This is a genomic window from Cupriavidus sp. SZY C1 (assembly GCF_032190535.1).
In the GTDB taxonomy this organism is placed as follows: Bacteria; Pseudomonadota; Gammaproteobacteria; order Burkholderiales; family Burkholderiaceae; genus Cupriavidus; species Cupriavidus pauculus_C.
The window spans coordinates 126,547-148,843 of the sequence record NZ_JAUANU010000001.1 but is presented as its reverse complement, the minus strand read 5'-3'; the positions used below and the strand labels follow the sequence as shown (position 1 = coordinate 148,843).

Annotated in this window: 21 protein-coding genes and 4 tRNA genes; 15 read left to right on the top strand and 10 right to left on the bottom strand. The window is 66.9% G+C overall.

Annotation, left to right across the window (positions count from 1 at the left end):
• Window positions 1-5: 5 nt before the first annotated feature.
• The 4 genes from recO to nagZ are packed head-to-tail and all read left to right on the top strand — an operon-like array spanning window position 6 to window position 3,179.
• Window positions 6-890 (top strand): DNA repair protein RecO, encoded by an 885-nt coding sequence (gene recO, locus QTN24_RS00695; protein ID WP_313835004.1) that lies wholly within the window; start codon window positions 6-8, stop codon window positions 888-890.
• 25 nt (window positions 891-915) lie between these two features.
• Window positions 916-1,698 (top strand): pyridoxine 5'-phosphate synthase, encoded by a 783-nt coding sequence (gene pdxJ, locus QTN24_RS00690; protein WP_124683824.1) that lies wholly within the window; start codon window positions 916-918, stop codon window positions 1,696-1,698.
• On the top strand, window positions 1,695-2,123 hold the full coding sequence (acpS, locus tag QTN24_RS00685) for a holo-ACP synthase (RefSeq protein ID WP_124683825.1): 429 nt from the start codon (window positions 1,695-1,697) through the stop codon (window positions 2,121-2,123). The genes pdxJ and acpS overlap by 4 nt, the downstream gene beginning before the upstream one ends.
• A gap of 6 nt (window positions 2,124-2,129) precedes the next feature.
• On the top strand, window positions 2,130-3,179 hold the full coding sequence (nagZ, locus tag QTN24_RS00680) for a beta-N-acetylhexosaminidase (RefSeq protein WP_313835003.1): 1,050 nt from the start codon (window positions 2,130-2,132) through the stop codon (window positions 3,177-3,179).
• 94 nt (window positions 3,180-3,273) lie between these two features.
• Here nagZ and efp read toward each other — a convergent pair whose 3' ends face one another.
• Both efp and earP read right to left on the bottom strand, forming a co-directional pair.
• Window positions 3,274-3,834 carry an elongation factor P gene (gene efp / locus QTN24_RS00675; protein WP_124683827.1) on the bottom strand — a complete coding sequence of 187 codons (561 nt, stop codon included), beginning with the start codon at window positions 3,832-3,834 and terminating at the stop codon, window positions 3,274-3,276.
• A 131-nt stretch (window positions 3,835-3,965) separates the two neighbouring features.
• Window positions 3,966-5,117: an elongation factor P maturation arginine rhamnosyltransferase EarP gene (gene earP, locus QTN24_RS00670; RefSeq protein WP_313835002.1), complete on the bottom strand. Its 1,152-nt coding sequence runs from the start codon at window positions 5,115-5,117 to the stop codon at window positions 3,966-3,968.
• 133 nt (window positions 5,118-5,250) lie between these two features.
• On the opposite strand from earP, the gene uvrC reads away from it, so the two are divergent.
• The 6 genes from uvrC (at window position 5,251) to ybaL (ending at window position 10,366) form a co-directional block, all read left to right on the top strand.
• The gene (gene uvrC, locus QTN24_RS00665; RefSeq protein ID WP_313835001.1) at window positions 5,251-7,371 is read left to right on the top strand and encodes an excinuclease ABC subunit UvrC; all 2,121 of its coding nucleotides are present in this window, start codon (window positions 5,251-5,253) and stop codon (window positions 7,369-7,371) included.
• Between the two features lie 145 nt (window positions 7,372-7,516).
• Entirely contained in the window at window positions 7,517-8,116 is a 600-nt protein-coding gene (gene pgsA / locus QTN24_RS00660) for a CDP-diacylglycerol--glycerol-3-phosphate 3-phosphatidyltransferase (protein WP_124683830.1), read from the top strand.
• A gap of 180 nt (window positions 8,117-8,296) precedes the next feature.
• A tRNA-Gly gene (locus QTN24_RS00655) sits at window positions 8,297-8,372 on the top strand.
• A gap of 83 nt (window positions 8,373-8,455) precedes the next feature.
• Window positions 8,456-8,531: transfer RNA gene (locus QTN24_RS00650), tRNA-Gly, on the top strand.
• Between the two features lie 133 nt (window positions 8,532-8,664).
• A tRNA-Cys gene (locus tag QTN24_RS00645) sits at window positions 8,665-8,738 on the top strand.
• Window positions 8,739-9,130: 392 nt separating this feature from the next.
• A complete protein-coding gene (gene ybaL / locus QTN24_RS00640) occupies window positions 9,131-10,366 on the top strand; it encodes a YbaL family putative K(+) efflux transporter (RefSeq protein ID WP_313835000.1) in 1,236 nt (411 codons plus the stop codon).
• Here the strand turns inward: ybaL and QTN24_RS00635 are convergent.
• Window positions 10,354-11,271, bottom strand: a complete 918-nt coding sequence (locus QTN24_RS00635) for a LysR family transcriptional regulator (protein ID WP_124683832.1) — start codon at window positions 11,269-11,271, stop codon at window positions 10,354-10,356. The two genes, ybaL and QTN24_RS00635, sit on opposite strands and share 13 nt — an antisense overlap.
• Before the next feature lie 103 nt (window positions 11,272-11,374).
• On the opposite strand from QTN24_RS00635, the gene QTN24_RS00630 reads away from it, so the two are divergent.
• The gene (locus QTN24_RS00630) at window positions 11,375-12,466 is read left to right on the top strand and encodes a YeiH family protein (RefSeq protein ID WP_313834999.1); all 1,092 of its coding nucleotides are present in this window, start codon (window positions 11,375-11,377) and stop codon (window positions 12,464-12,466) included.
• A 33-nt stretch (window positions 12,467-12,499) separates the two neighbouring features.
• On the opposite strand, the gene QTN24_RS00625 is transcribed toward QTN24_RS00630, so the two are convergent.
• A tRNA-Leu gene (locus QTN24_RS00625) sits at window positions 12,500-12,586 on the bottom strand.
• Between the two features lie 180 nt (window positions 12,587-12,766).
• On the opposite strand from QTN24_RS00625, the gene QTN24_RS00620 reads away from it, so the two are divergent.
• From QTN24_RS00620 to QTN24_RS00610, 3 genes are all read left to right on the top strand, one after another.
• Complete coding sequence (locus QTN24_RS00620; RefSeq protein ID WP_313834998.1) at window positions 12,767-13,132, top strand: hypothetical protein; 366 nt, start codon at window positions 12,767-12,769, stop codon at window positions 13,130-13,132.
• A gap of 286 nt (window positions 13,133-13,418) precedes the next feature.
• Window positions 13,419-13,649 (top strand): hypothetical protein, encoded by a 231-nt coding sequence (locus QTN24_RS00615; RefSeq protein ID WP_124683835.1) that lies wholly within the window; start codon window positions 13,419-13,421, stop codon window positions 13,647-13,649.
• A 182-nt stretch (window positions 13,650-13,831) separates the two neighbouring features.
• The gene (locus QTN24_RS00610; protein WP_124683836.1) at window positions 13,832-14,239 is read left to right on the top strand and encodes a heme-binding protein; all 408 of its coding nucleotides are present in this window, start codon (window positions 13,832-13,834) and stop codon (window positions 14,237-14,239) included.
• 227 nt (window positions 14,240-14,466) lie between these two features.
• On the opposite strand, the gene QTN24_RS00605 is transcribed toward QTN24_RS00610, so the two are convergent.
• The 4 genes from QTN24_RS00605 to QTN24_RS00590 form a co-directional block, all read right to left on the bottom strand.
• On the bottom strand, window positions 14,467-14,814 hold the full coding sequence (locus tag QTN24_RS00605) for a hemin uptake protein HemP (protein WP_313834997.1): 348 nt from the start codon (window positions 14,812-14,814) through the stop codon (window positions 14,467-14,469).
• Window positions 14,815-15,058: 244 nt separating this feature from the next.
• Window positions 15,059-15,472 carry an ExbD/TolR family protein gene (locus QTN24_RS00600; protein WP_124683838.1) on the bottom strand — a complete coding sequence of 138 codons (414 nt, stop codon included), beginning with the start codon at window positions 15,470-15,472 and terminating at the stop codon, window positions 15,059-15,061.
• 32 nt (window positions 15,473-15,504) lie between these two features.
• Window positions 15,505-16,236, bottom strand: coding sequence for a MotA/TolQ/ExbB proton channel family protein (locus QTN24_RS00595; RefSeq protein ID WP_124683839.1), 732 nt, complete (start codon window positions 16,234-16,236; stop codon window positions 15,505-15,507).
• Window positions 16,237-16,286: 50 nt separating this feature from the next.
• On the bottom strand, window positions 16,287-16,943 hold the full coding sequence (locus QTN24_RS00590) for an energy transducer TonB (protein WP_124683840.1): 657 nt from the start codon (window positions 16,941-16,943) through the stop codon (window positions 16,287-16,289).
• 458 nt (window positions 16,944-17,401) lie between these two features.
• On the opposite strand from QTN24_RS00590, the gene QTN24_RS00585 reads away from it, so the two are divergent.
• Entirely contained in the window at window positions 17,402-19,717 is a 2,316-nt protein-coding gene (locus tag QTN24_RS00585; RefSeq protein ID WP_313834996.1) for an AAA family ATPase, read from the top strand.
• 31 nt (window positions 19,718-19,748) lie between these two features.
• Here the strand turns inward: QTN24_RS00585 and murI are convergent, their stop codons facing one another.
• Both murI and QTN24_RS00575 read right to left on the bottom strand, forming a co-directional pair.
• Window positions 19,749-20,564 (bottom strand): glutamate racemase, encoded by an 816-nt coding sequence (gene murI / locus QTN24_RS00580; protein ID WP_313834995.1) that lies wholly within the window; start codon window positions 20,562-20,564, stop codon window positions 19,749-19,751.
• Between the two features lie 73 nt (window positions 20,565-20,637).
• On the bottom strand, window positions 20,638-22,161 hold the full coding sequence (locus QTN24_RS00575) for a fumarate hydratase (RefSeq protein WP_124683843.1): 1,524 nt from the start codon (window positions 22,159-22,161) through the stop codon (window positions 20,638-20,640).
• Window positions 22,162-22,297 lie beyond the last annotated feature (136 nt).

The window sequence follows — 22,297 nt, the reverse complement described above, 5'->3', positions numbered from 1 at the left end:
GCAAGATGCCCGACGTGCGCCGCGCCGCCGCGCCGCGTGCGCGCAGTGCCGATCCGATTGCCGAGGAAGCGGCCGAGGTGCTGGAGTCGGGTGGCATTCCCGCGCTGAACCCGGCCGTGGCCGCCGGCCGCGAAATGATGGACCGCGCCATGCGGATCGTGCCGGCGCGCTCCGAACTGCGCGTCAGCAACGAGGCCGGCTTTGTGCTGCACGCCTACCCGTATCGCGAAACGAGCCTGATCCTGGACGTGTTCACGCGCGACCACGGCCGCATGGCGATGGTCGCCAAGGGCGCCAAGCGCCCGCATTCGGCGCTGCGCCCGGTGCTCCAGCATTTCCACCCGATCGCGCTGTCCTGGACGGGGCGGGGCGAGGTCAAGACGCTGACCAAGGCCGAGTACGTCGGCGGCATGCTGCCGCTGGCCGGCGATGCGCTGCTCTCGGGCTTCTATCTCAACGAACTGCTATTGCGTTTCTGCCCGCGCGAAGACGCGCATCCGGCGTTGTTCAAGCACTACATGATCACGTTGACGCGGCTGGCGCATGGCGAATCGGCCAGCCTGGTGCTGCGCAGCTTCGAGCGGGTGCTGCTGCAGGAAACCGGCTTTGCGGTGGCGTTCGACCAGTGCACCAAGACCGGCGAGCGCGTGCAGGCGGGGCTGGACTACGTCTACCAGCCCGAGCGCGGCGTGCGGCGCGCGCAGGCCAGCGATCCGTCGAGCTGGCCGGTGGTATCGGGCCAGACGCTGCTGAACATGGCGCAGGACGACTACGGCCGCGCACAAACGGTTACGCAAAGCCGCGCGCTGATGCGGTTCCTGCTGCATTATTATCTGCAGGGCGAGCCGCTGAAGACGCGCCAGATCCTGATCGACCTGCAGTACCTTTGATTTCCCTTATCCCGAGCAAGCCGGCATGATTTTCCACGCGCATCCCGGGGTCATCGACCTCGGCATCAATATCGATCACGTTGCCACGCTGCGCAATGCGCGCGGCACGGTCTATCCCGATCCGATCCAGGCCGCGTTGCAGGCCGAGGAAGCCGGCGCGGACCTGATCACGCTGCACCTGCGCGAGGATCGCCGCCACATCCGCGACGCCGACGTGCGCGCGCTGCGGCCCCGGCTGGCCACGCGCATGAACCTGGAATGCGCGATCACCGCCGAAATGCTCGACATCGCCTGCGAGATCAAGCCGCAGGACGTTTGCCTGGTGCCTGAGAAGCGCGAGGAAGTGACCACCGAAGGCGGGCTCGACGTGGCCGGCCACTTCGAGCAGGTCAGCGCCGCGTGCCGCCAACTGGCCGATGCCGGCATCCGCGTCTCGCTGTTCATCGACGCCGATGCCGACCAGATTGCCGCCGCGGCCGCCTGCAAGGCGCCCGTGATCGAGATCCATACCGGCGCCTACGCCGACGCCCACACGGCCGAGGCGCAGGAAGCCGAATTCCAGCGCGTGGCGCAGGGCGTCGCGGCGGGCCAGAAGCACGGGCTCGTCGTCAACGCCGGCCACGGCCTGCACTACACGAACGTGCAGCGCATTGCGGCGCTGCCCGGCATCCAGGAACTGAACATCGGCCACGCGGTGGTGGCCCACGCGGTCTTCGTCGGCTGGCAGAACGCCGTGCGCGAGATGAAGGCGATCATGGTCGCCGCCCGGCTGGGCACCCGCTATCCGGTGCCGGGGCAGGCCGCGTGATCTACGGCGTCGGCACCGACATCATCCAGATCGACCGCGTCCAGGGCGTGATGGACCGCACGCGCGGCCGCTTTGCCGAAAAGGTGCTCGGCCCCCGCGAACTGAAGGTCTATCACGCGCGCAAGGCCCGCTCGGAAAAGCGCGGCCTGGCGTTCCTGGCCACGCGCTTCGCCGCCAAGGAGGCGTTCTCCAAGGCCATTGGCCTGGGCATGCGCTGGCCGATGACGTGGCGAGCCATGGAGTTGCTGAACCTGCCGTCGGGCGAGCCCACGCCGCAATGCACGGGCGAGCTGGCCGACTGGGTGAGGGAACGCGGCCTGACCATCCGGGTCAGTGTCAGCGATGAACATGACTACGCGGTCGCCTTCGCGATCGCCGAGCGGACCGGCCAGCCCGGCCCGCTGCCTGAAACAGCCTCGAACTGAACGAACATGAACAAGAAATTGACCGGCAAGCACCCCGGCCCGGTGGTGCTCGACGTGGTAGGCAAGCAGCTCAACGCGGAGGATGAACGGCGCATCGCCCATCCGCTGACGGGCGGGGTGATCCTGTTCGCGCGCAACTTCGAATCGCGCGCCCAACTGGTGGCCCTGACTCGCGCGATCCGCAACGTCCGCGACGACGTGCTGATCTGCATCGACCACGAAGGCGGCCGCGTGCAGCGCGCCAAAACCGACGGCTTCACGCACCTGCCGGCCATGGCCAGGCTGGGCCAGCTCTGGGACCGCGACGTGCTGCTGGCCACCAAGGCGGCCATCGCCTGCGGCTACGTGCTGGCCGCCGAACTGCGTGCCTGCGACATCGACCTGAGCTTCACGCCGGTGCTGGACCTGGATTTCGGGCGCAGCGGCGTGATTGGCGACCGCGCGTTCCATGCCGATCCGCGCGTGGTGACGATGCTGGCCAACCACCTGACGCACGGCCTGCTGCTGGCCGGCATGGCCAACTGCGGCAAGCACTTTCCGGGGCACGGCTACGTCGAGGCCGACTCGCACGTGGCCGTGCCGGTCGACGAGCGGACGCTCGACGAGATCCTGGCCCACGATGCCCGGCCGTACGACTGGATGGGCCAGGCGCTGGCATCGGTCATGCCGGCGCACGTGATCTACCCGCAGGTGGATCCGAACCCGGCCGGCTTCTCGCGGTTCTGGCTGCAGGACGTGCTGCGCACGCAGCTCGGCTTCGAGGGCGTGATCTTCAGCGACGACCTGAGCATGGAAGGCGCCAGCGTGGCCGGCAGCGTCACGCAGGGCGCCCGCGCCGCGCTGGATGCCGGCTGCGACATGGTCCTGATCTGCAACAACCCGGACAAGGCTGACCAGTTGCTGACCGAACTGGAGGCGTCGATGACCAAGACGTCGCAGCGGCGCATCCGCAAGCTGTTCGGCCGCCGCAAGCCCCTGGACTGGAACAAGCTCGTGCAGGAAAGCGAGTACCGCGCGGCGCTGCGCCTGCTGAAGGACCTGGACCTGATCGCCTGATCGCCTGACCAGCCGATCGGTTGGCGCCCCGGGGCGCCGGAACGCAAAAAGGGCAGCCGAAGCTGCCCTTTTTCATCGCGTGGCGCCAGACTGCTTAGTTGGCGCGGCTGCGGTATTCGCCGGTACGCGTGTCGATTTCGATCTTGTCGCCGATGTTGCAGAACAGCGGCACTTGCAGTTCGAAGCCGGTGTTGATCTTGGCGCCCTTGAGCACCTTGCCCGACGACGTGTCGCCCTTGACGGCCGGTTCCGTGTAGATGATCTCGCGGACCAGCGTGGTCGGCATTTCCACCGAGATCGCCTTGTCGTTGTAGAACACCACTTCCACGGCCATGCCGTCTTCGAGGTAGTTCAGCGCGTCACCCATGCTGTCCTTCTCGACTTCGTACTGGTTGTATTCGGTGTCCATGAACACGTACATCGGGTCGGCGAAGTACGAGTAGGTGCATTCGCGGCGATCCAGCACCACCACTTCGAACTTGTCGTCGGCCTTGAAGACGGACTCGCCCGGGGCATCCGTCAGCAGGTTCTTGTACTTCATCTTCACCACGGCGGCGTTGCGGCCCGACTTGTTGTATTCGGCCTTCTGCACCACCATCGGGTCGGAACCGATCATGAACACGTTGCCGACGCGGAGTTCCTGTGCGATTTTCATCTGAACTGTCTTCCTGAAAAAAATGGTCCGGGGATCGATGGATGCCCCGGCAACCGGTATGGCGATGGCGCGCAGCCGGCAGCTTGTCTGGCCTGAAAACCTGGCCCGCCATTAGCTCTGAAATCAACCGGCTATTTTACCCGATTTTCACTGAAGTCCACGAGATTCGCCGCCAGGTCGCCCAAGTGCTGCAATTGCCGCTGCCAGCGCTCCACGCCGGCCGTCAGGGCCGGCAACTGCGCCTCGAAGCCGGCCCAGTCGGGCCGCGTGCCATACCCGTTCCATGCGTGGGAGAGGGCGGTGAGCGCCGCGGATGCCTCCGGCGCCACGCCGGCGCGGGCAAAGCGCGTCAGCCAGGCGTCGAGCTTGACGTGGTGCGCGTGGTCGTCCTGCGGGTAGATGTGCCAAACCATCGGCCGGCCGGCCCAGTGGGCGCGCACGCATGAGTCCTCGCCGCGCACGAAATTGACGTCGCAGGCCCAGAGCAGTTCGTCGTAGTGTTCCTGCCGCACAAACGGGATGCCGTGGATGGTCAGGCTGCCACGGTGGTGCGTGGTGCCCGGCGTCAGCGGGGCGCCCAGCCATTCGGCCACCTGCGTGGCGGCCAGCCCCTGCGGGACGAAGCATTCGATCGGGGTCGGGCCGTCGCGCCATTGGTCCAGCAGCGCCGGCGCGGCCGGGTTGGCATAGGCGAAGAAGCTGATCCTGAGCGTGCCCGGCGTGGGCCGGACGCCCAGGCGGTGCCAGAGCGTGGCCTGCGCGGCCGGGCTGGTGCGGAACGCATCGCGCGACGCGCCGATCATCGATTCGCGCAGCAGGCCGCCCGTGCCGCGCGCAAAGCCCGGGAAGAAGAAGTACTTGGTCAGCGGCAGCCGGGGGTGCGGCGACGCCATCGCATGGTGCTCGCTGACCCAGTCCTCGGCGCTCAGGTATTCCAGGTTGAGCCAGACGGGTTTGCGCGGCGCGGCCGCCATGGCGGCCAGGAACGGCTCGGGCAGGTGGCACGCAAAGGCTTCGATCACGGCATCGTGCGGCGCGGGTGCCGCGAACGGGGCGTCGGGCCGGGCGTCCCAGCGATGCACGTCGACGCCGGCCAGCCGCTGCTGCACGGCCTTCGAGTCGATCTCGGGCGCCAGCTTGGCGAAACTGCCAAGATCGTCGACCCAGAGCCGCACCGCGTGGTCGTGCTCCTGCGCCAACTGGCGCGCGAGCCGCCAGCAGACGCCGATGTCGCCGAAGTTGTCGATGACGGTGCAGAAGATGTCCCAGGAACGAATTAGCATGGCGGAAATTAGCCTACGGCTCGGATGGCGGCCGCCCGCGCCAGAAAAGTCTCGCGGACGAATTGCTCTAAACTTGCGATTCTAGGCCAGCGCCCCGTGCCGGCGCACCGATATCCGTCCAATCGTCCCCCCGATGCCCGAGCAGGAACCCGTCTCCCCCGTCGATCCCGCGTTGCCCGCACCCGAAGCGCCGCCCGCGCCGGCCCCCGAGCCGCCGGACGTGCCCGACTTCGATCCGCGCCCGATCCTGGCCCGCATGCCGGGGTTGCCCGGCGTCTACCGCTATTTCGATGCCGACGGCAACGTGCTCTACGTGGGCAAGGCGCGGGACCTGAAGAAGCGGGTGTCGAGCTATTTCACCAAGACGCAGCTGTCGCCGCGCATTGCGATGATGGTGGGCAAGATCGCGCGGATCGAAACGACCGTCGTGCGGACCGAGGCCGAGGCGCTGCTGCTTGAGAACAATCTGATCAAGGCGCTGGCGCCGCGCTACAACATCCTGTTCCGCGACGACAAGTCGTACCCGTTCCTGAAGCTGACCGGCCACAAGTTTCCGCGCATGGCCTACTACCGGGGTGCGACCGATCGCAAGCACCAGTATTTCGGCCCGTTTCCGAGCGCCCACGCGGTGCGCGAAAGCATGCAGATCCTGCAGAAGGTGTTCCAGCTGCGGACCTGCGAGGACACCGTGTTCAACAACCGCACGCGCCCGTGCCTGCTGCATCAGATCCACCGCTGCACGGCGCCGTGCGTGGACGCGATTTCGGCGGACGACTACGCGCGCGACGTCGGCAACGCCGCCCGCTTTCTGCAGGGACGCGAGACCGAGGTACTGGAAGGGCTGCAGCAGAAGATGGAAGCCCACGCGGTGCAGTTGCAGTTCGAGCAGGCGGCCGCCGTGCGCGACCAGATCTCGGCGCTGTCCACGGTGCTCAAGCGGCAGGCCGTGGAAGAAGTGGGCCAGGCGCGTGACATCGACGTGCTGGCCGTGGCGGTGCAGGGCGGCCGCGCGTGCGTGAACCTGGCGATGGTGCGCGGCGGCCGGCATCTGGGCGACAAGGCGTACTTCCCGGCCCATGCCGACGAGACGGCGATGATCGTCGAGGAAAGCGACGATACGGCGGAGGCTGCCGCCGAGCCGGTGGTCGACGCCGTCGGGGAGCCGCTTGCCGGATCGATGGCCGAGCCGGCTGCGGATCAGGTTGCCAATCCTGCGTCCGACGCAGCCCTGGCCGAAACCGGCCCGCTGTCCGTCGACCGGATCGCCATGCGCGTGCTGTCGGCCTTCATGATCCAGCACTACCTGGACCAGGCGCCGCCGCCGATCATCGTCGTCAGCCACCTGCCCGCCGATGGCGCCGTGGTGGAGGCGCTGTCGATGCAGGCGGGCCGCAAGGTGTCGCTGGTGCGCCAGCCGCAGGGCCAGCGCCGCGTGTGGCTGGAGATGGCCACGCAGGGCGCGGGCCTGGCCCTGGCGCGGCGGTTGTCCGAGCAGGGCAGCCAGGAGGCGCGCACCCGCGCGCTGGCCGAGACCATCGGCCTGGACATGGAAGACCTGGCGATGCTGCGCATCGAGTGCTTCGACATCAGCCATACGGCGGGCGAGGCGACCCAGGCGTCGTGCGTGGTGTTCCACCATCACGCGATGCAGAACAGCGAGTACCGCCGCTTCAATATCACCGACATCACGCCCGGCGACGACTACGCGGCCATGCGCCAGGTGCTGACGCGCCGCTACCAGAAGCTGGTGGAGCAGATCCAGGAGGACGGCGGCGACCCGAACGCCGAGGGCGCCGACGGCGTGCCGCGCATGCCGCGCGTGGTGCTGATCGACGGCGGCAAGGGGCAGGTGGAGGTGGCGCGGCAGGTGTTCGAGGAACTGGGGCTCGATATCGGCCTGCTGGTTGGCGTGGCCAAGGGCGAGGGCCGCAAGGTGGGCCTGGAGACGCTGATCTTCGCCGATGGCCGGCCGTCGCTGGAGCTGGGGCAGGGCAGCGCGGCGCTGATGCTGGTGGCGCAGATCCGCGACGAGGCGCACCGCTTTGCGATCACGGGCATGCGCGCCAAGCGGGCCAAGGCGCGCACGACGTCGCGGCTGGAGGAAATCGAGGGCGTGGGCGCGCGCCGCCGGCAGAAGCTGCTGACACGCTTTGGCGGCCTGCGCGGTGTGATGGCGGCGAGCATCGACGAACTGGCCAGCGTCGAGGGCATCTCGCGCACACTGGCCGAGGAAATCTACCGCCAGCTCCACTGAGACGGGCGGCGCTGGCGGCCGACCCGCCGCCGGACGCCTTCCCACCCGAAATCTTCGGCTTCAGGCCGAAATCGGCGACAATCGCGCAATCTGCCCAGGCAACCACAACGAAGACGCCGCCGTCCGGCGCAAGACCGCTCCGCCCATGCCACTGAATATTCCCATCCTGCTGACCTGGCTTCGCGTGGCCATGATCCCGCTTGTCGTCGGGGTCTACTACCTGCCCGAGGCGTGGTTGCCGACGCATACCAAGAACGTGACCGCGGCGTCGTTCTTCATCATCGCCGCGGTGACGGACTGGCTCGATGGCTTTCTGGCGCGGCGCTGGAACCAGACCTCCGCCTTCGGCGCGTTCCTGGATCCGGTGGCCGACAAGCTCATGGTGACGGCCGCGCTGCTGTCGCTGCTGGCCCTGGGGCGCGTGGCGGACCTGATCGCGCTGGTCATCATCGGCCGGGAGATCACGATCTCGGCGCTGCGCGAATGGATGGCGCAGATCGGCGCGTCCCGGAGCGTGGCGGTCAACTTCCTGGGCAAGCTCAAGACCACGGTGCAGATGATCGCGATCCCGCTGCTGCTGTTCAACGATGCGCTGTTCGGGCTGGATGCGTCGGTGCTGGGCACCGTGATGATCTACGTGGCGGCCGTGCTCACGCTGTGGTCGATGTTCTATTACATGAAGCTCGCCTGGCCGCAGATCCGCGAGCGCAGCGACGCGCTGAGCGGAGCCCGCACGCAAAAGTGAAAATCGCTGCAAAAAGTTGTTGACGAGCCGGTTCGTCCTTTGCAATAATCTCGTTCTCGCTGCTGACGACGCAATCGAAAGCAGCAAGATAAGCGGTACTTAGCGCGAATTGCCAGCACGAAGCTGCGTAGTTAAAAGAAGTTGCGCGATAGTCTGCTTTTCGGTATGATGCAGGGCCCTGCGGGAGTAGCTCAGTTGGTAGAGCGCAACCTTGCCAAGGTTGAGGTCGCGAGTTCGAGACTCGTCTCCCGCTCCAGGTTAATGGCATCCGGTGACACGGCGATGTAGGTCGGGTCGGCGGATAGGCAGCGCAAGCTGCCGCAGCAGTAAAAGTTGTACGCGGGAGTAGCTCAGTTGGTAGAGCGCAACCTTGCCAAGGTTGAGGTCGCGAGTTCGAGACTCGTCTCCCGCTCCAATCCCAAAGGGAAGCGTCGCTTCCCTTTTTCATTAGCAGATTGGCAGGAAAATCCGGATCGGATGCCTGCTGCGGTGTCGGCAACCCCGACGACGCATGCGGCGAATCCGGATACAATCCAGCATCGTCACCTGGCGGGGTGGCAGAGTGGTTATGCAGCGGCCTGCAAAGCCGTGTACGCCGGTTCGATTCCGACCTCCGCCTCCAGTTGCAAGCAAACGGCGCCCGATGGGCGCCGTTTTGTTTTCCCGCGCGCCGTTTCCTCTCGCCGTTCTACGAATTTGACGCCTGCTTTTCGGACTGTTCTCATCCGGGGCCGCGTGGGTCGCGTGTTACATTAACGCCATGCCGTACGCATCCGGGACGGCGCCTGGCGTGGCCATCGGCCACCTCGCGCAGTCGTATTCCGGTGCATTCCCTTGCCGTGGCGCATGACCGACCGTCGTGCGCCGATGGACTGCGGCGCCGCTTCCCGAATCACCCGAACCCATGCGCGACATGTGCCTGCCTGGCCGTTGCCGGCCGCCGGCGGCGTGCCGCGCTGTGGAGCGACGGTGATGCCATCGTTCACCCATTCGCCAGAAAGGAACCCCAGACGCATGCAGCACGCCACCCCGCTCATCAGCACCATCGTCGGCGGCATTGTGCTGGCGTTCATCCTGGGAGCCATCGCCAACCGGTTTCGGCTGCCGCCGCTGATCGGCTACCTGTGCGCGGGCATCGCCGTGGGGCCGCATACGCCCGGCTATACGGCCGATCAGACGCTGGCGCCGGAACTGGCCGAACTGGGGGTGATCCTGCTGATGTTCGGCGTGGGCTTGCATTTCTCGGTCAAGGACCTGATGGCCGTGAAGAAGATCGCCATTCCGGGCGCCATCGTCCAGATCGGCATCGCCACGGTGCTCGGCATGCTGGTGGCGTGGGGCTTCGACTGGCACTGGGGGCAGGGGCTGGTCTACGGCCTGGCCCTGTCGGTGGCCAGTACCGTGGTGCTGCTGCGCGCGCTGCAGGAACGCGACCTGCTGGAGTCGCCGCAGGGCCGCATCGCCGTGGGTTGGCTGATCGTGGAAGACCTGGCGATGGTGCTGACGCTCGTGCTGCTGCCGGCGATGGCCGGCCTGCTGGGCGGCTCCGACGGCCAGGGCGCATCGGCGCCGACCACCAGCGAGGTGCTGATCGAGATCGTCGCCACGCTGGGCAAGGTCGTGGCGTTCGTCGCCGTGATGATGGTGATCGGCCGGCGGTTCATCCCGTGGATGCTCGAACGCATCGTCTGGACCGGCAGCCGCGAGCTGTTCCGGCTGGGCGTGCTGGCCACGGCGCTGGGCGTGGCGTTTGGCGCGTATTCGCTGTTCGGGGTCTCGTTCGCGCTCGGTGCGTTCTTCGCGGGCATGGTGCTGGCGGAATCGGAATTCAGCCATCGCGCCGCCGAGGAATCGCTGCCGCTGCGCGACGCGTTCGCGGTGCTGTTCTTCGTCTCGGTCGGGATGCTGTTCGATCCGATGGTGCTGGTCAACGACCCGTGGGGCGTGCTGGCGACGCTGCTGATCATCGTAGTCGGCAAATCGGTGGCGGCGCTCGGCATCGTCCGCATGTTCGGCCACAGCCCCCGCGTGGGACTGACGATTGCCGCAAGCCTGGCGCAGATCGGCGAGTTCTCGTTCATCCTGGCCAGCCTCGGCGTGTACCTGAACATCCTGCCCGAGCGCGGACAGGCGCTGATCCTGGCCGGCGCGCTGCTGTCGATCCTGCTCAACCCCGTGCTGTTCCATCTGCTCGACCGCTACTGCGCGCGTCAGGATGGCAAGGCGCAGCGCGACGCTCAGCCGGCCTGAACCGGGGCGGCGCCGCGCAGGTATTCGGTGAATGCGAGCAGGCCCTGGGTGGGAAACTTGTCCTGATGGACGACGAGTTGCAGCGGGCGGATCACGCGCGGCAGGCCGGTGCGCAGCGCCACCAGCAGGCCCCGCTCGATCTCGTCGCGCACCACGTGTAGCGACAGGCAGCTCACCCCGAAGCCGCTCATCACGGCGCGCTTGATCGCCTCGGCATTGCCCAGCTCCAGCGCGAAGCGCAGGGCGCCGAGCGCCGGCACCAGCCGGGCCTCGATGATCTCGCGCGTGCCCGAACCCGGCTCCCGGACGATCCAGTCGGCATCGCGCAGCATGGTGTGCAGCGCGTCCGCCTGATCGGCCACGGCAGCCAGCGGATGGGACGGGCCGACGATGACCACCATCTCGTCGTCGCACCAGTGGACGCTTCGCAGGTCGCGCTCATGGCTGGTGCCCTCGATCAGCCCGATATCGACCTCGAATTTCATCAGGCTGTGCAGCACGTCCTGCGTATTGCCGATGCGCAGGTCCAGCGTGCACGGGCCGCTCTGGGCGTTGCGGAAGCCCGCCAGCAGCGCCGGCAGGATGTAGCTGCCGATCGTATTGCTGGCCGCGATCCGCAGTTGCACGCCACCTTCCGACGCAAAGCGCTCCAGTTCATGCGCCTGGTCCAGCAGCGACAGCGCGCGCGGGAAGAACTGGCGGCCGGCCTCGTTGATGGCAAGGCGACGGGCGACGCGGTCGAACAGGGCGCCGTTCAAGGCACGTTCCAGTTCGGCCAGCGACGCGCTGACCGCGGACTGGGACATCGCCAGCGCTTCCGCGGCGGCCGTGGTGCTGCCGTGCTGGGCGACGGCGACGAATACCTGTAGCTGACGCAGGGTCAGGCGGAGCGGGCGTTGTTCCATGGGTCTATCGCTAAAACAGATAAGGCATAACGATATTACCCGTTTTACGGGTCATGTTCGGATGCGTACGCTGCAAGGCATCGAACAATAACGCTGTCCTGCCATGTCCACGGCTCCTGCCCCGCACTCGATTCCCGTCGTCATCGCCCCTTCTACGCTTGTTTTGTGGCGTAAGCGGCTCTTGACCCTGCTGCCGCTGGGCGCGATTGCCTGGCTGGCGCAGGCGCTGGCCGATCATCCGGCCATCTCGCAGTACGGCCTGTCGGCGCTGACGCTGGCGATGGGGGCGGGCATGGTTGCCGCCAACACGATGCCCAGGCACTGGCTGACGCCGCTGGCGCCTGGCATGCAGGTGGCGCGCCATCATCTGCTGCGGCTTGGCGTGGCGTTGTACGGGCTGCGCCTGACATTCGGCGCGATTGCGGCGCTGGGCGTAGGGGGCGTGGTGGTGCCGCTGCTGATGCTGGTGGCCACGCTGCTGTTCGGCATGTGGGTCGGGTCGTCGTTGTTCGGCCTGAGCCGGCGCGAAGCGATCCTCGTCAGCGCGGGCAGCGCGGTGTGCGGCGCGGCGGCGGCCATCGCCGTGTCGTCTGTCGTGCGGACCGATGATCGCCAGACGGCCGTGGCGGTGGCGACGGTCGTGCTGTTCGGCACCGTCGGCATGCTGCTGTACCCGTGGATCTACGAACTGGCGACGCAGCACTGGCACCTCCAGATCAGCCAGCGCGCGTTCGGCATCTTCACCGGCGCCACGCTGCACGAGGTGGCCCAGGTCATCGCGTCCGGCAAGATGGTTGGCGATGGCGCGGCCGATGCCGCCGTGGTGGCCAAGATGGTGCGCGTGCTGGCGCTCGGGCCGCTGCTGCTGGTGATGGCGCTGTGGCCGCGCACGAGCTGGTCGCAAGAGTCGGGTGGCACGCGCAACCTCAAGGCGCTGCTGCGCTCGGTACCGTGGTTCGCGGTGGGCTTTGTCGCGGTGATGGCGCTCAATTCGGCGGCGCTGGTGCCGGGTAGCTGGAAGCCGACGCTGATCGCCTTCGACAACTGGCTGCTGGCCTGCGCGATGCTCGCCATCGGCCTGCACACCCGCATCGGCGACCTGCTGCGCGCCGGCCGCAAGCCGCTGGCGCTGGCCGGGCTGCTGTTCGTGTTCCTGATGGGAGTGGGGGCGGCGCTGTGCGCGGTGCTCGTCTGACGCGTTGCCCGCGTTGTTGCTAGGGGAGAGCGTTGGTGCGGCCGACGGGACTCGAACCCGTAAGCCCGTAAGAGCGGCAGATTTTAAGTCTGCTGAGTCTACCAATTTCTCCACGGCCGCACGGCAAGCCCGGTATTGTGGTGGCTTAGGCGGCAGGAAGCAAGCCGGATACATCGCCCAGCGTATGTGATCCCGCTGTTACCGGCGGTAACAATGTCGCGCCCTCCGTTTCACCTCGGAATTCATGACCTCGTACAATTACGAGTAACAGGAATCCTCCTAACTCAAAGAGGCACGATCATGAAACGTTGGTTGTTCGCAGCATTCGGTGTGGCCGCCGCGCTGGCGTCTGGCGCCGCCATGGCGCGTGTGAACGTCGACGTGGCGATCCGTGTTCCGGGCGTCGTGGTGGGGGGTCCCGCCTACTATCCGCCGGCACCCGCTTACTACGCACCGCCCCCGCCGGTGGTCGTGGCGCCGGCCCCGGTCTACTACGGCCCGCCGCCGGTGGTGGTTCGCCCGGCTCCGGTCTATTACGGCGCGCCCCGCTACTACGGTGGTGGCCCCCGCTACTACTACGGTCCGGGCTGGCGCGGCCGCGGTGGCTACTACGGTCCTCCGGGACACGGTCATGGTTACGGCCACGGCCACGGTCATCGCCACTGAGCCTGCTCTCGCAGATCATCGAAAAGCCCCGGCAACGGGGCTTTTTCTTTGGCAGGCGTTGGGGCAGTCCGGCGCCCCATCTGACTCGCCGTGGGCGGCGTATGTGCGAATAGGTTCCCGCCTAGCACGGAGGCTCAAAGTTTTTGATGCGTCTGCTCAAGCCATCTGGATTTTCCCCTAGGGGTTTCCCCCTAAACTCCCTAATGTGACGTTGCTCCCACAGCCACCGCATGCAACGACGGCTGATGGCGCGGCGCCCGTCGTCCAATCGAACAAGGGGATTTTCATGGCCATCCAACAACGTCTGGCAATTGCCGCCGCCATCGGCGCGCTTGCCGCGCTCTCGACCTCCGCCTTTGCCGCGCCGGTCAAATATGACATCTACAGCGGCGGCCAGCGCGCCGTCGACAGCCGCGACGTCTACACGGACGGTGCCCGCGTCACCGGATCGCGCGACGTGTATTCGGATGGCGCGCGCGTGACCGACCGCCGCGACGCCTTCTCGGACGGCGCCTGATCCCACGCGCGTCGCCGCCATCGGCATACCAAGGCCCGCGCGCATGCGGGCCTTGTCGTTTGTGGCGCCGGTGCAGGCCGCGCCCTGAGCGTCAAGCCATCGCAAGGTGAAGCAGTTTCAACTCCGGCGGGCCGGCATCGGGCGATATACTGCAGCCTCAACCCTGAACGATGGAGAGAGGTATGCAGCAAAAGACCGTACTGACGGCTGACGACGTGAAGAAGGTGCTGGTCGCCGCCGAGGCAGAGGCCAAGGCCAACAACTGGGCTGTCACGATTGTCGTCGTCGACGACGGTGGTCATCCGCTCGGCATGCTGCGCCTGGATGGCGTGGCCACGATCTCGGCCTATATCGCCACGGAGAAGGCGCGTACCGCGTCGCTGGGCCGCCGCGAGTCCAAGATCTACGAGGACATGATCAACAACGGCCGCTACTCGTTCATGACGGCCCCGCTGCTGCAAGGCATGCTCGAAGGTGGCGTGCCCATCGTCGTGAACAACCAGGTGGTGGGTGCCGTGGGCGTTTCGGGCGTCAAGTCGACCGAAGACGCGCAGATTGCCCGCGCCGGTATCGCCGCCCTGGGTATCTGATGACGCCGCGGCCCCGTGCCGCGAGCGGGCAGTAAAAAGCCCCGCAGGCGCAACGCCTGCGGGGCGGAATAAAAAGATGGCATGGCTGGCATCGGCCAGTCAGGCAAGGGGTCTGGAATGCTTGCCTGACTGGGGTATCCGATCGTCTGGCTACTGCCCAACACCCGTTGTCGACGGGTGGTCCCCACAAAAGTCTGTACAGGTCCGGCGCGTGGCCCGGACGGCGATCACTTGGTCAGGATCAGCTTGCCGTAGCGCGTGACGCGCAGCATGTAGACCTCGCCGTTATGCAGGATCGGCAGCGTCGTGGCGCCTTGCATGATGGCTTCCAGCGGCACGGCTTGCGGATCGACCGGATTGTTCGGCGTCTGGCGCATCAACGCTTCCAGGCGCGCGGGCAGGGCGGCGACCGCCGACTTGACCGATTCCAGCGCCGACGACGCCGTGGACGATGCCGTCGGCATCGCGGCCGCCGACTCGCGGCGCGCCTGCGGGGCAACCTCCACGCGGCGCAGGGACAGGCGGCGGCGCGTGACTTCACGCGGTTGCGACATCGGCAGGCTCAGGGTGCTCATGGTCTTCTCCGTTCGAAGTGTGCCGTCAGGACGGGACACGGGATAGCGGGTCGGGGTTCGCCGTGGCGAACCAGCAGTGAAAGAATCTTAAATGAGAACCGTTATCATTACAAGCGACTTCGTGCGAAGTTACATCCGTGACGCGGCTGTGGCATGACGCGCGTGAATCGGACAACTGCGCTACCCGCGAATCCAACAAAAAAGGCACCCGAGGGTGCCTTTTCCGATTGTGGAGCTTGCCAGCTCAGCGCTTGGGCTCGGTGATGAAGCCGATCTTGCCCAGGCCGCCATGCTGCGCCGCGGCCATGACTTCGGCCACGCGCTCGTAGCGGACGTCACGATCGGCGCGCAGGTGCAGCTCGGGCTGCGGCTGCTGCTGTGCCGCTGCCGCGATGCGCTGCTCCAGCTGGGCCGGATCCACTTCTTCCTGGTTCCAGAACACCTTGCCCTGCGCATCGACGGAGACGTTGATGTTCTGCGGCTTGGTGTCGTTGGGCTGGTTCGTCGCACGCGGCAGGTCGATCTTGACCGCGTGGTTGATGACGGGAATCGTGATGATGAAGATGATCAGCAGCACCAGCATGACGTCGACCAGCGGCGTCATGTTGATTTCGCTCATCACCTCGTCATCGTCTCCGTCCAGGGTGCCGAATGCCATGATGCTTTCCTTTGGGCGCTACGAATCCGCGCTCAGTTCTTGACGGCCAGGCGCATCGACGCATCGTCGGTGGCGCGGGCCGCGGAGGTCGGACGCACGCGGGCGCCGGTGACGAAGTAGGCGTGCAGGTCGTGCGCAAAGCGGTTCAGCTTGCTGATCACGCCCTTGTTGCCGCGGCTCAGGGCGTTGTAGCCCAGCACGGCGGGGATGGCGACGGCCAGGCCGAAGGCGGTCATGATCAGCGCCTCGCCCACCGGGCCGGCCACCTTGTCGATCGTCGGCACGCCCGAGGCGCCAATGCCGATCAGCGCGTGGTAGATGCCCCACACGGTGCCGAACAGGCCCACGAACGGCGCGGTGGAACCCACCGACGCCAGGATCGCCAGGCCCGACTGCATGCGCGCCACGGCCTCGTCGATCGAGCTCTTGAGCGAGCGGGTCAGCCAGTCAGAGATGTCCAGCGCGTCATGCAGCTGCGGCTGGCTGGCGCGGTGGTGCTGGGCGGCTTCCTTGCCGGTCACGGCCAGCGTGCGGAACGGGTTGGCTTCGCTGGCGCCCAGCGTGTCCAGCGCGTGATCGAAGTCGTCCGAGTGCCAGAAGCGCTTCTCGGCGCCGTGCGCCATCTTCTTGAGGCGGACCAGATCCCACGCCTTGGTGAGAATCACGATCCACGACAGCAGCGACATGATCAGCAGAATGATGGCGGTCGCGCGCATGACGAAATCGCCTTGCGACCAGAGGTGGGAGAGTCCGAGGTCCTGCATGGTGGTTCCTGAAAGGGTCAGTGTTTAGGGTATCGGAAAAATCCGGGGAATCAGTTCAACTCGAATTTGATTGGCTGCTGCGCGGTGGCGGCCACGGCGCGCCCGTTCTCGACGTACGGCTTGCAGCGGATGGCCTTGGCGGCGGTCAGCGCGGCGTCGTCAAGGCGGTCCGAGCCGCTGGACTTCGACACGACGGCCTTGATGACCTGGCCCTTGTCGTCGAAATTCAGGCGGATGATCGCGGTGCCGGTCTCGCCCATGCGCTGCGACTGCCGGGGATAGACCGGCGCCGGCTGCGAGCAGGCCATCTCGCCGATGCCCACGGCGCGCGGTGCCGAGTTCATCGCCACGGGCGGCGGGGCGGGCGGCTCCGGTGCCGGCGGGGCAGGCGGTGCGGGCGGCGCCTCGATGGCCGTCGGGGTCGGCGGCAGCGTGGCCACCGGGGCCGGCGTGGGCTGCGGCTTCGGCGGCGTCGGGCGCGGCGTCACGACCTTGACCTGCTTGGGCGGCGTGGGCTGCGGCTTGGGAGGTTCCGGGGCAGGCGGCTCGGGCTTGGGCTGCTCCATGGGAATGATGCGGGCCATGATCTCGGGAGCGATGACGGCCTCTGTCAGCTTGCGGGCCAGCCCGCTCTGGATCAGGTACAGCAGTCCGGCATGGAACAGCAGGACGGCGATGGTGATCTTGAAAAATCGTTGATCGAACATGAGAGGAACAACAGGTGCTCGCCTTGCGGCGCAATCACTTGCGGTAGAAGAGGATCAGCGAGATGCCACATCCGACCAGCAGGCTCAATAGCAATTCCATGATGATAACGCTCCAGAGAAACACAGCCGTTGGGTAACCGGTTACAGGGGGAGCGCCACTCTTGGGCAGCGTATCAGCGCGATAGTATAAACGATAATGATTCTTATTTGTTGCACATTGTGCAATGCGTGACGGTATTCTGCGCCCGCTTCATTGCGCGTCGCGCAGCAATTCGGGGGCCGATGTCGGGCCCGCGCTACGTGTCCGATGCCGCGCCGCGGCGTGCCGCCGATGCCCCACTTCCGGAAAACCGCGCTACGATTAACAGGAATCCCCAGTTAGCGGCAGACACGGCACAGGCCAGGCGCTTCCCCGCGGTCCGGACGCGCCCCATGGCCCTGTGCGAAGGGAACCAGCCATGGATTTCACCCGTTTTGCTGAAGACGACCGCACGATGGACGACCGCAGCACGCTGCTGCGCGCGTCGCCCGGGGCGGTGGGCACCTCGGCGCTCGACTGGATGTGCGCGCAGTTTGCGCTGCGCGTGGTGTGCGCGCTCGGGCCGCGCTTCAACCTGCGCAGCAACATCAACGATGTGCTGACCGTCAGCGCGCAGGAGATGGTGTGGCCGTACGGCGTGGTGCTGCGCGTGCAGCGCTTCCTGTCCGCGCGGTGCGCCGACATGCCGGCGTGGAAGGGCGCCTCCCGCCTGTCGCCCGAGGAATTCCTGGAGCGCCACGGCCAATGGAACAGTGCCTTCGACGAAAGCGCGCTGTTTTACTACCTCGACGAGTACGTGAAGCACCACGCGAAGGACATGTTCGCGGTGTTCGCCGCGTCGTCGGCCGCCATCGCGGCGCGGCTCGATGGCGAGCGCGTGCTGCTGGTGCGCAACATCGACATGCTGAGCCACGTGCTGAACCTGCCCGAGCACGAGCGCAAGCTGCTGCTCTATGCGGCGCTGGCCAAGTACAAGCGCGACCTGCGCGCGGTGATGGTCGACTGCAAGGTTGCGCACAGCCAGGAGGCGTTCCAGATCCTGTCCGGGCTGACCGGGGCATCGCCGGCCGACATCGCCGCGTCGCTGCGGCCGGGCTCGCGGCTGGAAACGCTGAACCTGATCGAGCAGCCGCTGCCCGAGAACAGCGTCACAGACCTGGGCGACCTGATGCGCCTGTCCGACCGCCTGCTGCACGTGCTGCTGGGCAACTACGCGAGCGAAGCCGAGATGATGGCCGTCTTCACCCGGCCGGCCGCGCCGCCCACGCTGGGCACCAGCGACTATCCCCATGTGGAAACCGACGCGCGCTACCTGACCGCGCTGCTTGGCAACGCCACGCGGCAGAATGCGTCGGGCGTGAACGTGCTGATCTACGGCCCGCCGGGCACCGGCAAGACCGAATTCGCGCGGCTGGTGGCGCGCGAGGCCGGCTGCGAGCTGTACGAGGTGGACTGCTTCGACCGCGATGGCAACAGCCTGTCCGGCAAGGACCGATACCGTTCGTTGCAGGTGTCGCAGGCATTCCTGCGCGGGCGTCCGCGCACGGCGCTGCTGTTCGACGAGGTGGAGGACGTCTTTCCGGGCAGCGCGCGCGAGCTGATGAGCCTGTTCGGCCAGGAAGACGCGCGCGCGTCGGTCAATGGCAAGGCGTGGGTCAACCAGACGCTGGAGCAGAACCCGGTGCCGGTGATCTGGATCTCGAACTCGATCCGGCAGATCGACCCGGCCTACCTGCGGCGCTTCCAGTTCCACCTGGAACTGAAGATCCCGCCGCCGCAGGTGCGCGAGAACATCATCCGCAAGCACCTTGGCAGCCTGGCGGTCAGCGATGCGTTCATCGCCACGCTGGCGGCGCGCAAGACGCTGACGCCGGCGCAGGTCCAGTCGGCGGCGCGCTTTGTGGAACTGGCGCGGCCCGACGTCGACGAGCCCGTGGAGGCGCTGATCGTGCGCCAGCTGGAGCATGCAGACCGGGCCATGGGGCTGCGGCCCGAGGCCGAGGCGCGGCCGGTGGTCACACGCTACCGGCTGGACAACCTGCACCTGGAGACGCGCTACGCGGTGGAAAAGATCGTGCAGGCGCTGGGCGCCCGGCAGCGCGGCACGCTGTGTTTCTACGGGCCGCCCGGCACGGGCAAGACGGCGCTGGCCGAGCATATCGCCGCCGCGCTGGACCTGCCGCTGATGATCCGACGCGCGTCGGACCTGATGAGCAAGTACGTCGGCGAGACCGAGCAACAAATTGCGACGATGTTCGCGCGCGCGGAGGAAGACGGCGCCGTGCTGTTGCTCGACGAGGCCGACAGCTTCATGCAGAGCCGCCAGCAGGCCGTGCGCAACTACGAGGTATCGGAAGTCAACGAGATGCTGCAGGGCATGGAGCGCTTCAACGGCATCTTCATCTGCACGACGAACCTGTTCGACCGGCTCGACGAAGCCGCGCTACGTCGTTTTTCCTTCAAGATCCGCTTCCTGGCGCTCAAGCCGTCGCAGCGCGTGGCGATGTTTGTCGACGAGGCGCTCGGTGGCGACGCCGGGCGGATGACCGACGCGATCCGCCGCGACCTGGACGCCATGGACTGCCTCACGCCTGGCGATTTTGCGACGGTCAAGCGCCAGTCCGTCGTGCTGGGCGAGGCGCTGACGCCGGACGAATTCCTGGCGCAGCTCCGCCAGGAGCATGCGGTGAAGCCAGAGGTGCGGCAGCACCGCACGGTCGGCTTCACGCAGTAGCCGTTTCCTTAGATTTGCGGGGTGACGCCGGTCAGGCGCCGATGGCTGGCGCCGGTTCGATCGCGACGGTTTCCGCGCGCGCATCCACCTGCAGCAGCGCGGCGGCCATGTCGTGCAGGTGCCGGGCGTCCTTGGTCGACAGATAGCGGATCTCGGGCGCCCCGTCGGGGCTGGCCGCCAGGCCGAACTCGTCGAGCTTGCGCGCCAGTTGGCGGGCAATGGCCAGCCCGGTGTCGATCAGCGCCAGGCGGTCGCCGACCATGTCGCGGATCGTCTCGGACAGGAACGGGTAGTGGGTGCAGCCCAGCACGAGCGTGTCGGCGCCCGCGTCGAGCATCGGTGTCAGGTAGGCGTCGAGCTTCTCGCGGATGGCCGGGCCCGAGACGTCGCCCTGTTCGATCAGGGCCACCAGGCCATGGCCGGCCGTGCAGAGGTAGCGGCTTTCGGGCGCCAGCGTGGCCAGCAGCCGGTTGAACTTGGCACTCTTGAGCGTGTTGGCCGTGGCCAGGACGCCCACCACCTTGCTGCGGCTCGACGCCGCCGCCGGCTTGAGCCCCGGTTCCACGCCGATGATCGGCACCGGCAGCCGCTCGCGCAGCGTCTGCACCGCATGCATCGTGGCCGTGTTGCAGGCGATCACCAGCGCCTTGCAGCCCTGCGCCACCAGCCATTCGCAGACCTGGAGCGTGCGGGCCTCGACAAACGCTTCGGGTTTGTCGCCGTACGGCGCGTAGCGGGAATCGGCCAGATAGACCAGCGGCTCGTGTGGCAGCATGGCGCGCACTTCGCGTAGCACGGACAGGCCGCCAAGGCCGGAGTCGAAGACGCCGATGGGGGAGGGATTCACAGGCAGGCGTGCCAAGAGGAAGGAAGCCCCTCCCGCCGGGCGGAAGGGGCCAGTACTGCAAACTACGTCAGGCTCAGGCGGCGGCGACCGGAATCTTGCCGATCTTGGCCTGCCATTCGGCCGGGCCGGTCTTGTGGACCGAGGTACCCGAGCTGTCGACGGCCACCGTCACCGGCATGTCCTTGACGTCGAACTCGTAGATCGCTTCCATGCCCAGGTCTTCGAAGGCCAGCACCTTGGCGCCACGGATGGCCTTGGAGACCAGGTAGGCGGCGCCGCCCACGGCCATCAGGTAGGCCGACTTGTGCTTCTGGATCGATTCGATCGCCACCGGGCCGCGCTCGGCCTTGCCGATCATCGCGATCAGGCCGGTCTGCGACAGCATGGTCTCGGTGAACTTGTCCATGCGGGTCGCCGTGGTGGGGCCGGCCGGGCCGACCACCTCGTCGCGCACCGGATCGACCGGGCCGACGTAGTAGATCACGCGGTTCGTGAAGTCGATCGGCAGCTGCTCGCCCTTGGCCAGCATGTCGGCGATGCGCTTGTGCGCGGCGTCGCGGCCGGTCAGCATCTTGCCGTTCAGCAGCAGCGTCTGGCCCGGCTTCCACGAAGCCACTTCCTCGGGCGTCAGCGTGTTCAGGTCCACGCGCTTCGACGTCTCGGTGTTCGGCGCCCATTCCACCTTCGGCCAGGCGTTCAGGTCCGGCGCTTCCAGCCTGGCCGGGCCGCTGCCGTCCAGCGTGAAATGGACGTGGCGCGTGGCGGCGCAGTTCGGGATCATCGCCACGGGCTTGGACGCGGCGTGCGTCGGCGCGGCCATGATCTTGACGTCCAGCACGGTGGCCAGGCCGCCCAGGCCCTGGGCGCCGATGCCGAGCGCGTTGACCTTCTCGAACAGCTCGACGCGCATTTCCTCGATCCAGTCGCGCGGGCCGCGCGCGATGATGTCCTGGATGTCGATGTGTTCCATCAGCGATTCCTTGGCCATCACCATCGCCTTCTCGGCGGTGCCGCCAATGCCGATGCCGAGCATGCCCGGCGGGCACCAGCCGGCGCCCATCGTCGGCACGGTCTTGAGCACCCAGTCGACGATCGAGTCCGACGGGTTCAGCATCACGAACTTCGACTTGTTCTCCGAGCCGCCGCCCTTGGCCGCCACCTGGATGTCCACGGTGTTGCCCGGCACCACTTCATAGTGGATCACGGCCGGCGTGTTGTCCTTGGTGTTCTTGCGGGCGCCTTCGGGCGGGTTGACGATCGACGCGCGCAGCACGTTGTCCGGATGCGTGTAGCCGCGGCGCACCCCCTCGTTGATCATGTCCGACAGGCCCATCGTGGCGCCGTCCCAGCGCACGTCCATGCCCACCTTGACGAAGATCGTGACGATGCCGGTGTCCTGGCACAGCGGGCGCTTGCCTTCGGCGCACATGCGGCTGTTCGTCAGGATCTGGGCAATCGCATCCTTGGCGGCCGGACTCTGCTCCAGCTCATAGGCACGGCCCAGGCTGGTGATGTAGTCCATCGGGTGGTAATAGCTGATGTACTGCAGCGAGTCGGCGACGCTCTGGATGAGGTCTTCTTGCTTGATGACTGTCATTTTGTGGGGGAGGGCAGCGGTGAAACACAGCCCGGGATGATACACCGTGGCGGGGACGGCCGTACGCGGTGCATACAGCCGTCGACAGCTTTGGTCGGGTATTCGGAAGGGGTGCCGGGTGTGGCGTGAGCATCAC

Bases quoted from the DNA above. Each gene is read 5' to 3' on its own strand.
- QTN24_RS00630 (WP_313834999.1), top strand. From the start codon at position 11,375: ATGTCCACGGCTCCTGCCCCGCACTCGATTCCCGTCGTCATCGCCCCT.
- QTN24_RS00585 (WP_313834996.1), top strand. From the start codon at position 17,402: ATGGATTTCACCCGTTTTGCTGAAGACGACCGCACGATGGACGACCGC.
- QTN24_RS00620 (WP_313834998.1), top strand. From the start codon at position 12,767: ATGAAACGTTGGTTGTTCGCAGCATTCGGTGTGGCCGCCGCGCTGGCG.
- QTN24_RS00605 (WP_313834997.1), bottom strand. From the start codon at position 14,814: ATGAGCACCCTGAGCCTGCCGATGTCGCAACCGCGTGAAGTCACGCGC.
- pgsA (WP_124683830.1), top strand. From the start codon at position 7,517: ATGCCACTGAATATTCCCATCCTGCTGACCTGGCTTCGCGTGGCCATG.
- nagZ (WP_313835003.1), top strand. From the start codon at position 2,130: ATGAACAAGAAATTGACCGGCAAGCACCCCGGCCCGGTGGTGCTCGAC.
- efp (WP_124683827.1), bottom strand. From the start codon at position 3,834: ATGAAAATCGCACAGGAACTCCGCGTCGGCAACGTGTTCATGATCGGT.
- QTN24_RS00610 (WP_124683836.1), top strand. From the start codon at position 13,832: ATGCAGCAAAAGACCGTACTGACGGCTGACGACGTGAAGAAGGTGCTG.
- QTN24_RS00575 (WP_124683843.1), bottom strand. From the start codon at position 22,161: ATGACAGTCATCAAGCAAGAAGACCTCATCCAGAGCGTCGCCGACTCG.
- QTN24_RS00600 (WP_124683838.1), bottom strand. From the start codon at position 15,472: ATGGCATTCGGCACCCTGGACGGAGACGATGACGAGGTGATGAGCGAA.
- QTN24_RS00595 (WP_124683839.1), bottom strand. From the start codon at position 16,236: ATGCAGGACCTCGGACTCTCCCACCTCTGGTCGCAAGGCGATTTCGTC.
- QTN24_RS00590 (WP_124683840.1), bottom strand. From the start codon at position 16,943: ATGTTCGATCAACGATTTTTCAAGATCACCATCGCCGTCCTGCTGTTC.
- recO (WP_313835004.1), top strand. From the start codon at position 6: ATGCCCGACGTGCGCCGCGCCGCCGCGCCGCGTGCGCGCAGTGCCGAT.
- pdxJ (WP_124683824.1), top strand. From the start codon at position 916: ATGATTTTCCACGCGCATCCCGGGGTCATCGACCTCGGCATCAATATC.
- QTN24_RS00635 (WP_124683832.1), bottom strand. From the start codon at position 11,271: ATGGAACAACGCCCGCTCCGCCTGACCCTGCGTCAGCTACAGGTATTC.
- earP (WP_313835002.1), bottom strand. From the start codon at position 5,117: ATGCTAATTCGTTCCTGGGACATCTTCTGCACCGTCATCGACAACTTC.
- uvrC (WP_313835001.1), top strand. From the start codon at position 5,251: ATGCCCGAGCAGGAACCCGTCTCCCCCGTCGATCCCGCGTTGCCCGCA.
- QTN24_RS00615 (WP_124683835.1), top strand. From the start codon at position 13,419: ATGGCCATCCAACAACGTCTGGCAATTGCCGCCGCCATCGGCGCGCTT.
- ybaL (WP_313835000.1), top strand. From the start codon at position 9,131: ATGCAGCACGCCACCCCGCTCATCAGCACCATCGTCGGCGGCATTGTG.